We start from the raw sequence: 12,375 nt of genomic DNA, 5'->3' as shown, positions 1-12,375 counted from the left end.
ACCCCATGCGGGCAGGCACGGCGTGGGGTGGCGTGACACGCAAAGCGTCCGGAATTCCGGTCATTGACCGAGTTTCCGGACGCTTTGCCCCCACGTCTGTGGCGGGAAGGTGAAACCACTCTCGATCAGGGCGTTTCGGCCAACAGGCCATGACGGTTGAGCTTCTCGTAGAGCGAGGACTTGGCGATGCCGAGCTGACGGGCGGCGCGGGTGCGATTGCCATTGGCGGCGCGCAGCGCGTCCACGATCAGCTGGCGCTCCGCCTGAGCCATCGCCTCACGCAGCGAGCCAGTTGCCACTGGCGTGTCGGAAGCAGCAAGCTCGGCTGAATCCGAGGGGGGTGTGGATAATTCAGTCCGGCGGGCATCTGCATGCCGCGCATCGCCATGCCGGGCACCGATGGCATCCGGCAGATCGGTCGGCTGGATATGGCTGCCGCCCAGATAGAAGGCGGCTTCGAGGACGTTTTCCAGCTCGCGCACGTTGCCGGGCCAGTGATGGGCACACAGGCGCTCCAACGCGGTCTCGGAGAGCATCGGCGGACGGCGGCCACTGCGACGCGCCAGACGTGACAGCAGATGCGTGGCCAGGGTCGGCAGGTCGTCACGGCGCTCGCGCAGCGGCGGCACCTGCAGTGGCACCACGTTGATGCGATAGAAGAGGTCTTCGCGGAATTCGCCGCTCTCGACCAGCGCCTCCAGCGGGCGGTGCGTGGCGGCGATGACTCGTACATCGACGGTGACCAGCCGTGTCGCGCCGACCGCCTCGACCTCACGGTCCTGCAGCACGCGCAGCAACTTGGCCTGCATCGCCAGCGGCATGTCGCCGACCTCATCGAGAAACAGCGTGCCACCATCCGCGAGCTGGAACTTGCCGGGCTTGCCGCCTCGCCTCGCGCCGGTGAACGCGCCTTCCTCATAGCCGAACAGCTCCGCCTCCAGCAGCGCTTCGGGAATCGCCGCGCAGTTGAGCTTGATGAAGGGCCCCTTGGCACGCGCCGAGCTGCGATGCAGCGCATGAGCATACAGCTCCTTGCCAGTACCGGACTCGCCCCGGATCAATACCGAGGCGCCGCCGGGGGCGATCTTGCGTACCTTGCTGGCCAGCTCCCGCATGGCGGGCGAATCCCCGATGATGTCACTCAACTGCCAGCGCGCGCCGTTGGGGGTTTCCAGCGCCTGACGGTAGTAGTCCACCTCCGCTTCCAGCGCCTGGACCTGAGCATTCACCTGCCGCCATTCCCAGGTGTCGTGATAGAGCACCGAGCCGATGGCGCCGATCAGCTCGCCATCGCGGAAGATGGGGTAACGGTGGGCAATCATGTGGTGGCCACGAATCAACTGCAGCTGGGCCAGCTCCGCGCGTCCGCTGTCCAGCACCTCATGCATGCGGGTGTTCTCGATCACCTCGCTGACATCGCGCCCCAGCACCTCGCTGGCCTCCACCCCGAGAAACTCGGCATAGGGGGCGTTCAGAAACTGGATACCGCCCTGGGCATCCACCACCACCACCCACTCCTCTACCGCATCCATCGCGGCTCGCAGCAACTCGCGACGCGCCCGCTCAACATGAATCGAGGTGGCAGGTGAATCGTTGCGCAGCGGGGCAGCCATCTTCGCTCCACCCACCGCGCCTGACACTGGTATCTGCTGAGCCATCACCGACTCTCCCTTGGCGTGTCCGGTCATCGTGGGGGCCATCATGCTGCCACCACACCCGCCGGATCTGATTGTTGTGTGCCGCGCCATTCCGCGGCCAGCGTCCGGAAAACCGGACACCACCTACAGCATCGGCCTACCACCGCCAAGGATCAACGTAGCCAGTGGTCGTAGGAGTTCCCTAGGTCAGCACATGCGGTGGTTGCTTATACTCGCGATCTAGCTGTGGACCATTCCATGTAGAACTAGAACTTGCCAGATGACACTCGCCCCAAAAACAAGGAAACCCCGCCGGAGCGGGGTTTACTTATCAGCCAACACTATTTACTGGATATATTTATCAATAGTGTTCAACAAGCGTTCCTTGAACAAGAAAATGTCCTTAACGTCTTTGATCTCTACTCGATCGGCGTCATCATCAAAAAACTCGACTCTTTTGATGCTTTTACCATTAAAGCGCAGGCGACAAATCGGCTTGCGGTTATTATCATCAAGCAAAATACCGCAATAGCTTTTAGTATCACGCATGACAACACGCTCAATATCAACCTTGGCGCAAACCAAAGCTCTTACAATATTATAGGCGTCAATTTCTTCTTGCGTGGTTTCAATGCCATCTTCTGGCTCTACCTCTTTTTCAACAGGATCACTTCTCATAACGTCGCTAACTGACAAGTCACTGGAGTTAAGCGCTTTCTTGAGTCGAGTATCCACCTGCTCACGAATAAACTGTTGAATTGCATCATAAACGGTTGGCTTGAACTCACTCACCACACTTTGAGTCATGCGCCCTTCGTAGACACGCGACACAATAAATTTCACAAAGTCTTCAGGCACGTCGGTAATGAGAGAAGCAAACTCTTCTTGTATAAGCGAGATATACTTAAGCTGACTTGCAGAGCCAAGAATATTATCAACTTCAAAATCACTTTTACTGAATTTTTTCAACTCCTCTAAATCACGATCGTTGTGATCTAGCAGATCGAAACGGAAGAAAGGCTGATCGTCAAGCTTATTCCTGTCATCCAAGTCCGAGAAGAAGCGATACTCCACACCATTCGTGAGTACACCAAAGCGCGCAGGCGTCACACTGAAATAACGATAAAGCTGGGTGAAGTGGGCTTGGTCAAGATTCATACCCAAGGGCTTGCACTCAATTAACACGGATATCTCGCCATCTTTCATGATGGCATAATCAACCTTCTCGCCCTTTTTCTTCCCTATATCGGCAATATACTCTGGAATGACCTCGCGAGGATTAAAAACGTCATACCCCAAGATCTGCAACATGGGTAATATTAACGCCGTCTTGGTGGCCTCTTCGGTCGTAATGTGAGAACTTTCATCACGTGCACGACGGACTAATGGCTGGAAACGTTCTATTAAGCGCATTTTTCTTCTTCCCTGTGTAAAAGCTAGCTCCTAGATCTTTGCCCTGATAAGGATAACTGTCAAAGTTAATAACAAAAACCCCGCCGAGGCGGGGTTTTTGTTATTGCTTAAAAAGTCCGTCGCATTAATGCGCTTCTTCCCAGTTGTCGCCTTGCTCGACTTCGACGAGCAGCGGGACGTCGAGGGAGGCGGCGTTCTGCATGCGCTGGGCAACGTCTTTCATGAAGTCTTCGACCTGCGCTTCAGCGACTTCGAAGACGAGTTCATCGTGCACCTGCATGACCATCATGGCGTCATACGCCTTGTCACCGTCATTGCCCGCCAGCCAGGCGTCCACATCGATCATGGCGCGCTTGATGATGTCGGCGGCGCTGCCTTGCATCGGGGCGTTGATGGCGGTGCGTTCGGCAGCACTGCGACGCGCGTGATTGCGCGAGCCGATTTCCGGCAGGTAGAGACGACGGCCGAAGATGGTCTCGACATAGCCCTGCTCGGCGGCGAGGTGGCGAGTGTCTTCCATGTAGGTGGCGACGCCCGGATAACGCTCGAAGTAGCGCTCGATGTAGGTCTTGGCCTGGCCGGGGTCGATATCCAGCTGACGCGAGAGGCCCCAGGCGGACATGCCATAGATCAGCCCGAAGTTGATGGCCTTGGCGCTGCGACGCTGGTCACTGCTGACACGTGATTCCTCGGTACCGAAGACTTCCGCGGCGGTGGCGGCGTGCACGTCACGGTTGTCGGCGAAGGCCGAGAGCAGCCCCTTGTCACCGGAGAGGTGCGCCATGATGCGCAGCTCGATCTGCGAGTAATCCGCCGCGACGATGCGATAGCCGGGGCGTGCGATGAAGGCCTGACGAATGCGACGGCCCTCTTCGCTGCGCACCGGGATGTTCTGCAGGTTCGGATCGGAAGACGACAGACGCCCGGTGGCGGTGACGGCCTGATGGTAGCTGGTGTGCAGGCGGCGCGTGGTCGGGTTGACCAGCTGCGGCAGCTTGTCGGTGTAGGTGCTCTTGAGCTTGGTCATGCCACGGTGACGCATGATCAGCTTGGGCAGCGGGTAGTCCAGCGCCAGCTCCTCAAGCACGGCTTCGGCGGTGGACGGCGCACCCTTGGGGGTCTTCTTCTTGACCGGCAGTTTCTGCTCCTCGAAGAGGATCTCGCCCAGCTGCTTGGGGGAAGAGAGGTTGAACTCGCGGCCCGCCAGCTCGAAGGCCTGCTTCTCGATGTCGTGGATCTGCTCGGTCAGCTCACGCGTCTGGGCGTGCAGGCGCTCGGGGTCGATCGCGACGCCGTTGCGCTCGATGCGCGCCAGCACCGGAATCAGCGGGTATTCGTAATCACGCAGCACCTCGCCCAGACGCCCCAGTTTCTCGATGCGCGGCATCAGCAGCGCGGCGAGGCGCAGGGTGATGTCGACATCCTCGCAGGCGTAGGGCATCGCCTCTTCCAGCGCGATCTGATCAAACGTCAGCTGCTTGGCGCCCTTGCCGGCGATGTCGGTGAAGCTGATGGTGCTCTCGCCCAGGTACTTGAGCGCCAGCGAGTCCATGTCGTGACGGGTCGCGGTGGAGTTGAGCACATAGGACATCAGCATGGTGTCGGCCAGCGGACCGGCCACCGCGATGTCATAGCGCGCCAGCACCTCGATGTCGTACTTGAGGTTCTGGCCGATCTTGGTGATGGCGCCATCGGCCAGAATCGGCGTCAGCGCCTCCAGCACGGCCTGGCGCTCCAGCTGCGCGGGGGCATCCAGATAGCTGTGGGCGACGGGGATGTAGACGGCCTCGCCGACCTCCAGCGCCATGCCGATGCCGACGATTTCGGCTTCCATGTAGTTGAGGCTGGTGGTCTCGAGGTCGAAGCACAGCGAGGTGGCGTTGCGCACGCGCTCCAGCCACGCGTCCAGCTCGGCCTGCTCGGTGATGGCGCGGTAGTTGCGCTCCTCACGCGGCGGCAGCGCCTCGGGCATCTCGTCCTCGTCACCCGCCGCATCCAGCTCAGGCGTCGGTGCAGCGGCGGTCTTGCCCTTGCCGGAGGCCTTCTCCGCGACGGGCGCGATGCTGTCGCCGAACAGATCACCGCCGGCGACACCGCTGTCCTTCTCATCGGCGTGCGGGGTGGCGGCCATGTCACCGCCTTCCAGCAGCTCCTTCAGCCAGGCGCGGAACTCCATCTCCTTGTAGAGCTCGACCAGCGCGGCGGTATCCGGCGCGGCGATCGCGAGGTCCTCCAGGCCATGCTCCAGCTCGCAGTCCAGCTTGATGGTGGCGAGACGATAGGAGAGATAGGCATCCTCGCGGTGCGCTTCCATCTTCTTGGCCAGGGTCTTGGCGCCGCGGAAGCTGAGCGTCTTGATGCGATCGAGGTCACCGTAGATGGTGTCGAGACCGCCGCCCATGCCCTGCAGCAGGCCCAGCGCGGTCTTCTCGCCCACACCCGGCACGCCGGGAATGTTGTCGACCTTGTCGCCCATCAGCGCGAGGAAGTCGATGATCAGATTGGGCGGAATGCCGAACTTCTCGGTGACGCCGTCCACGTCCAGCGTCTCGTTCTTCATGGTGTTGACCAGCGTGATGTGGCTGTTCACCAGCTGGGCCATGTCCTTGTCGCCGGTGGAGATGACGGCGTCACGCCCGGCCTCGGTGGCCAGTCGCGCAAGAGTCCCGATGACGTCATCGGCCTCGACACCTTCCACGCACAATAGCGGCAGACCCAGCGCGCGCACGCAGGCATGCAGCGGCTCGACCTGCAGGCGCAGGTCATCGGGCATCGGCGGACGCTGGGCCTTGTACTCGGGGTACATGTCATCACGGAAGGTCTTGCCCTTGGCGTCGAACACCACCGCCATGGGGCTGTCCGGATACTGGCGGATCAGGCTCTTGAGCATGTTGATCACGCCCTTCACCGCGCCGGTGGGCAGGCCCTTGGAGGTGGTCAGCGGCGGCAGGGCATGAAAGGCACGATAGAGGTAGGAAGATCCATCGACGAGAACGATCGGCGTGGCGGCCATGAGCAGTCGCATCCGTAGGCTGAAGGGTGAGCTTGGGGCAAGCAGAGTCGGGGCCGAAACTCTCTCGGCATCAATGGCTGTCATGATACGCAAGGGCTGCGGCGAGGCACAGTCACGCCGCGGGCATGGACCGGCTTTCGGGCAGCTCCCAGGGACAGTGAAATCGTGCACGCGGCTGACAAGAGTCGTAGACTGCGCCCATCAGGCAAGGTTTCTGGCCATCGCCGATTCGCTTGCCCTCCGCACGCTTGCGCACAGAATCTTTGCGCTCAGGACTTTTGTGTACGGGGCCTTGTCGCCAGTCTCCCTGCGATGAAGGCTCACGTGTTAAAGGAGGAATGCCATGCGCACGACTGCTTCGATTGCTCCGCACCCGACGCTGCGCCTGCCCACGCTGCTGGCGAGTGCTCTGCTGCTGACCATCACCGCGCTGGGCGCCCCGCTGGCCGTGGCCGAGAGTGATGCCCCCAAGCCACAGGTCACCAGCCGTCAGCAGGATGACCGCCAGCTGCGCGAATACCGCGTCAATGGCCATCTGTACGCCATCGAGATCATCCCCAAGGGGGGCACGCCCTTCTTCCTGCTCGACAGTGATGGCAACGGCAACTTCACCCGTTCCAGCGTGTCGCAGGCCAGTCAGCTCAAGGTGCCCGGCTGGGCGCGGAAAAAGTGATAAGCTCGGCATTGCGGGTCACGCGGCATCTGACCCGGCAGTGACGGGCATCATGCCCGGACCGGACGCATCCCTTGCGCTCGGCCCGGGCATGGAGGTCTCCCTCCTGCCTACCGACAACAACTCCTGTCAGCGCATTGCCGCCGCGTCGGTCCAGCGGCGCGCCACTGATGGGGCGGACACATTTCGGCGAGAAGAGTCACCCATGGCAGTCTTTACCCCCCTGAGCGAGGCTCAGGTCGCAGAATTTCTGGCAGAGTACGATGCAGGCACGCTGACATCGCTTGAAGATGTCGCCCACGGCACCGAGAACTCGACCTTCTTCGTCACCACCGACCGCCGCGAGATGGTGCTGACCCTGTTCGAGCAGGGCGAGCATGAGGAACTGCCCTTCTTCGTCGAGCTGCTCGACTTCCTCGCCGGCCACCAGCTGCCGGTGCCCGGCCCGCTGCATGACCGCGAAGGTCAGGCGCTCAAGACGCTGGCAGGCAAGCCGGCGTTGCTGTTTCCGCGCATGCCGGGCAAGTGGCCCGTCTCGCCCAATGTCGCCCAGTGCCGCGAGATCGGTGCGGCGCTGGGGCGCATGCACGCCGTCTCGCAGCACTTCACCGGCCAGCGCCCCAACACCCGTGACCTGCATTGGATCAAGCCGATGCACCACAAGGTGCTGGCCTATCTGAGCCCGGAAGACCAGGCATTGATGGCTGACGAGATCGATGTCTGCGAAGACGTCTTCAGTGGCGTCGACCTGCCACAGGGCGCGCTGCACGGGGATCTGTTCCGCGACAACACGCTGTTTGACGGCGATCGCCTCGGCGGCATCATCGACTTCTACAATGGCTGCACCGGCGACCTGATCTTCGATCTGTCGATTCTGGTCAATGACTGGTGCTCCAATGACGATGGCCGTCTGGATCAGGCGCGTTATGACGCCCTGCTCAGCGCCTATCTGGCCGAGCGCCCGATGAACGCTGACGAACGTCGCCTGTGGCCGAGCATGCTGCGCATGACCGCGCTGCGCTACTGGCTGTCACGCCTGCTGGTGGTCTACGTGGACCCGCCCGCTCACAGCCTGACGCCGAAGGACCCGGCGCAGTATCGCCAGTTGCTGGGCCGGCGCATCGAGGAAGGCGCCCTGCCGCTGCCCGACGCCACCCAGCCGGCCTGAATGCCCACGCAAGTGGCAAAGCGATTGCCTGCGCCTCCCCAGCAGGCATAATGCGCCCCCTGAGCGCCCGCATCCGTGCGGGCGCCATTGTCTTCTCCGACGCTGCCCACACCGCTGAGCACCGCCGGGCTTGCCTTCACGCCGTCCATCTCCGGAGACCGCGATGACCTCCTTTGCAGCCGAAGCACGCCGCACCTACAACATTGACCAGTGGGGCAGCGGCTATTTCGACGTGGGCCAGGATGGCCTGACGCTGGTGCGCCCCCATGGCGAACCGGGTACGCCTGCGCTGCCGCTGATCTCGCTGATCGACAAGGCCCGCGCCCAGGGCCTGCGACTGCCGCTGCTGATCCGCTTCGCCGATATCCTGCATGACCGTGTCGAGCAGCTGTGCGCCGCCTTCGATGCCGCCATCAGCTCACGCGGCTATGGCGCCAGCTACACCGCCGTCTATCCGATCAAGGTCAACCAGCAGCGTCGCGTGGTAGAGGAACTGCTGGCGACCAGCGAACGCTCGCGCGGGCGTGTCGGCCTGGAAGCGGGCAGCAAGCCGGAACTGCTCGCCGTGCTGGCACTGTCGGACAATGGCCCGTCGGTCATCGTCTGCAACGGCTACAAGGACCGCGAGTACGTGCGTCTGGCGCTGATGGGCGAGAAGCTCGGCCACCGCGTGCACCTGGTGGTCGAGAAGGCCAGCGAGCTGGAACTGGTACTGGAAGAAGCTGAACGTCTCGGTGTGCGGCCGCGCATCGGTCTGCGCGCGCGCCTGGCCACCATCGGCAAGGGCAACTGGCAGAACACCGGCGGCGAGAAGTCGAAATTCGGCCTGACGGCGAGCCAGATCGTCGCGCTGGTCGAGCGCCTGCGCGAAGTGGATGCGCTGGACTGCCTCAAGCTGGTCCACTTCCACCTCGGCTCCCAGATCGCGGACATCAGCGACATCCAGCGCGGCCTGGCCGAGTGCGCGCGCTTCTATCAGGGGCTGCATGAAGCCGGTGCCGGCGTGGAAATCGTCGATGTCGGCGGTGGCCTGGGCGTGGACTACGAAGGCACGCGCTCGGAAAGCGCCTGCTCGCTCAACTACTCGATGCGCGAATACGCCGACTATGTGGTCGGGGCGTTCCACGCGGTGTGCGAGGCGCATGATCTGCCGCATCCGCACATCATCTCCGAATCCGGTCGTGCCCTGACCGCTCACCACGCCGTGCTGGTGACGGACGTGATCGGCGAGGAGCGTGTCGACCTGCCGCTGCCCACGCCGCGTGAGGATGATCTGCAGATCGCCGCGCTGTGGACACAGGCCGCGCGTCTGGAAGGTGCGCTCGAGCCACGTGAGCTGGTGGAGATCTACCACGCCGTGGTGCATGCCCAGCATCAGGTGCAGGAGCGCTTCGTGATGGGGCTGGCGAGCATCGCCATCCGTGCCGAGGCCGAGGCCATCTACACCAACGTGTGTCGCAGTCTCGCCGGGCGCCTCGATGCACGCCAGCGTTCGCACCGCGCGGTGCTCGATGAGCTCAACGAGAAGCTGGCCGACAAGCTGTTCGTCAATTTCTCGCTGTTCCAGTCACTGCCGGACATCTGGGGCATCGAGCAGATCTTCCCGATCCTGCCGCTGACCGGTCTCGACCGCGCGCCGACTCGCCGTGGCGTGATCCAGGACATCACCTGCGACAGTGATGGCCGCATCGACACCTATGTGGATGACCAGGGCCTGGACGCCACCCTGCCGCTGCCGGAATGGCATGCCGAGGAAGAGAAGCTGCTCGGCTTCTTCATGGTCGGCGCCTATCAGGAGATCCTCGGCGACCTGCACAACCTGTTCGGCGATACCGATTCCGTGGACGCCAGCCTCGACGACGAGGGCCAGTGGCAGCTTTCCCATGCCATCCAGGGCGATAGCGTGGCGCAGGTGCTGCGTTACGTGAACTTCGACCCGGATCAGCTGGCGGCCCGCCTCGCGCGTCAGCTCAAGTCATCCAATCTGAACGCGCTGGAACAGGCAGACCTGCTCGAGGACCTGAAGGCAGGTCTGGAAGGATATACCTACCTGGAGAGCTGAGCCCTTCCGTCATTGAGCCGATCTCTGCTTCAGAGATTCGAGCCTTGAGCGCAAAAGACCAGAAAGCAGCAGCCCAGACAGCAAAAGCCCCTGCCGGAATCCCGGCAGGGGCTTTTCTTTTTTTAACTCGCTCAGGGCTGCTGTGAACTCGCTCAGGGCTGCTGGCTACTCGCTCAGGGCTGTCTCAGCCCCAGTCAGCCCCAGTCGTCATGCCACGCCGCGCGTGCGTGTCTCGACACGCAACAGCTCGCCGCTGCCATCCGGGGCATCCAGCGTCAGTGCCAGCGCCTGATCCGGATTCAGCTCGCCAACCCCTTCCGGCGTGCCGGTCAGTACCACGTCGCCGGGCAGCAGCGTGAAGCTGTGGCTGATCTCGCTGAGCAGCCGCGCGACAGGGAACAGCATCAGACGGGTATCCGCCTGCTGACGCTGCTCGCCGTCGATGGCGAAACGATACTGCAGTGCCTGGAAATCGACATCATGCAGTGCGCCTTCGCCATCACGCCAGCGCGGGCCTTCCAGCGCGACGAAGGAGGACAGCGGACAGCTGCCGTCAAAGGCCTTGGCCAGTTCCCACGGCTGGCCCTTGGCCTTGAGCTTGCTCTGACGCTCACGCAGGGTGAGATCCAGCGCCAGCCCCATGCCGGCCAATGCCTCCAGCGCCTCGTCTTCACTCGCCTCGCACAGTGGCTTGCCGATCAGCAGCGCAAGCTCGGCCTCGTAATGGTACTGGCCACGTCGCTTCGAGAGCGGCAGCGGCTTGTCCATGGGCACCACGCTGGTGGCGGGCTTGATGAACAGCAACGGCTCGCTGGGCACTTCATTGCCGAGCTCCGCGGCGTGGGCAGCATAATTGCGCCCCACGCACACCACCTTGCCGAGATCATGGGCAAAGACACGACCATCGCTGAAACGTGGGGTAAAACGCTGAGCAAGCGGCATGCAGAACTCCTGTCGGGGCGTGATGGATGATCAATGAGAGATGATCGATGAGAGATGTCTCAATCTTACGCCGCCCCGCCGGCTTGCCACTACCACACCAACGTCCGAGATTTCGCCGCCTGAACGCAACCCCGGGTTGTGCAGTTCAGTCCACTGGCCTGCTCAGCCTTTCGGTCTTTCCTTTCGCTTGCTCACGCTGGCGGTCTGTCACGCGCGGCTCATTTTTCCAGTTCATCCCAGCCACCATCGGCACGGTGGGCCAGAAATTCAGGGCGCGGACGAGAGGCCGCGAACGGCGCCTGCATGGCATTGTCGACGCGGTTGTAGACGAAGAAGGCGTTGCTGCGCGGGTCCGGCGACATGTTGGCGTTGGAGCCATGCAAGGTGTTGCAGTCAAACATCAGCAGACCACCCGCGGCACCGGTGGGCGCCTCGATGCCACGCTCGGCGACCAGCTCTCGCAGCGCTTCGCGCGAGGGCACACCGACTTCCTGTGCCTGCAGCGAAGACTTGTGATTGTCTTCCGGCGTCTCGCCCAGGCAGTGCACGAAGACTTCGTGCGAGCCGGGGATCAGCATCAGCGGGCCGTTGAAGTGGTGATTGTCATTCAGGATGATCGAGGCGCTGACCGCACGCATTTCCGGCATGCCATCCTCGGCGTGCCAGGTCTCGAAGTCCGAATGCCAGTTGAAGCCCTTGCCCTCGAAGCCCGGCTTGTAGTTGATGCGCGACTGGTGGACATAGACATCGCCACCCAGAATCTGGCGCGCGCGATCCATCAGGCGCGGGTCTTCGGCAAGCTGGCGGAAGCGCTCCGACAGGAAGTGCACGGCGAAGATGGAGCGGATCTCGCGGCTCTTGGGCTCGGTGATGGTGAAATCACGACCCTGGAGATCTTCCTGCTCCAGCAGCGCAGCCAGTTCGGCCTTCAGCGTCTCGACTTCTTCCGGGGCCAGGAATTCCGGCTCGAACAGGAAGCCATCGCGCTCGAACCGCTTGAGTTGCTCAGCCCCCAGCGGCCCCTCGTCGGCGCGCGAGTGCACGACGGGCTCGCGGCGCTTCTGCCACAGGTGCTGCGGTGGCTGGCTCAGACGCGTCGGGTAGGCGTCGCGCGAGTGGGAGGAGCCTCGGTCGCTGCCTGACTTGTCCAGATAGGCTTCCGGCGCCTGATCGCGATCGGCATCGACCTGACGAACACCCAGACGCTGATTGGAGGACTCTGCGCCATCGCTGGCGTTGCTGCCGTCCATCTCGTGGTGGTGGCGCTGCTTGGACGAAAGCGCAGCGGTGGCGTTGTACGAGGTCATGTGGCGTGAAGCTGTCATCTTGCTCTCCTTAAGGCATCAATGGCTTGCATTGAGGAAAGAGGAATCCGGCGTTCTATTCCTGCGGCTTGGCCGCACTGTCCCACCTATGGGCCATGACACAGACTTCAACCCCATGAATCATGAATTAATCACAGACGCC

General features: G+C 62.4%; 8 protein-coding genes. 3 read left to right on the top strand and 5 right to left on the bottom strand.

Annotated elements, in window-relative coordinates:
• Positions 1-125: 125 nt before the first annotated feature.
• The 3 genes from AC26AR_RS01085 to polA form a co-directional block, all read right to left on the bottom strand.
• Complete coding sequence (locus AC26AR_RS01085) at positions 126-1,703, bottom strand: sigma-54 interaction domain-containing protein (RefSeq protein WP_488107409.1); 1,578 nt, start codon at positions 1,701-1,703, stop codon at positions 126-128.
• 279 nt (positions 1,704-1,982) lie between these two features.
• The gene (locus tag AC26AR_RS01080) at positions 1,983-3,050 is read right to left on the bottom strand and encodes a type I restriction endonuclease (protein WP_488107408.1); all 1,068 of its coding nucleotides are present in this window, start codon (positions 3,048-3,050) and stop codon (positions 1,983-1,985) included.
• A gap of 124 nt (positions 3,051-3,174) precedes the next feature.
• Positions 3,175-6,063, bottom strand: coding sequence for a DNA polymerase I (polA, locus tag AC26AR_RS01075; protein ID WP_488107407.1), 2,889 nt, complete (start codon positions 6,061-6,063; stop codon positions 3,175-3,177).
• A gap of 343 nt (positions 6,064-6,406) precedes the next feature.
• On the opposite strand from polA, the gene AC26AR_RS01070 reads away from it, so the two are divergent.
• From AC26AR_RS01070 to speA, 3 genes are all read left to right on the top strand, one after another.
• Positions 6,407-6,736: a DUF2782 domain-containing protein gene (locus AC26AR_RS01070; protein ID WP_488107406.1), complete on the top strand. Its 330-nt coding sequence runs from the start codon at positions 6,407-6,409 to the stop codon at positions 6,734-6,736.
• A gap of 205 nt (positions 6,737-6,941) precedes the next feature.
• On the top strand, positions 6,942-7,904 hold the full coding sequence (locus AC26AR_RS01065) for a homoserine kinase (protein WP_084209458.1): 963 nt from the start codon (positions 6,942-6,944) through the stop codon (positions 7,902-7,904).
• A gap of 163 nt (positions 7,905-8,067) precedes the next feature.
• Positions 8,068-9,966 carry a biosynthetic arginine decarboxylase gene (gene speA / locus AC26AR_RS01060; protein ID WP_077378572.1) on the top strand — a complete coding sequence of 633 codons (1,899 nt, stop codon included), beginning with the start codon at positions 8,068-8,070 and terminating at the stop codon, positions 9,964-9,966.
• A 207-nt stretch (positions 9,967-10,173) separates the two neighbouring features.
• Here the strand turns inward: speA and AC26AR_RS01055 are convergent, their stop codons facing one another.
• Both AC26AR_RS01055 and thpD read right to left on the bottom strand, forming a co-directional pair.
• Complete coding sequence (locus tag AC26AR_RS01055) at positions 10,174-10,908, bottom strand: fumarylacetoacetate hydrolase family protein (protein WP_176493727.1); 735 nt, start codon at positions 10,906-10,908, stop codon at positions 10,174-10,176.
• Positions 10,909-11,126: 218 nt separating this feature from the next.
• Positions 11,127-12,233, bottom strand: coding sequence for an ectoine hydroxylase (gene thpD / locus AC26AR_RS01050; RefSeq protein WP_333781927.1), 1,107 nt, complete (start codon positions 12,231-12,233; stop codon positions 11,127-11,129).
• Positions 12,234-12,375: the final 142 nt, after the last annotated feature.

The organism is Cobetia sp. PS-4MA, from assembly GCF_057670765.1.
Note: the sequence above shows the minus strand (reverse complement) of the source record. Positions and strands in the feature narration are given on the sequence as shown.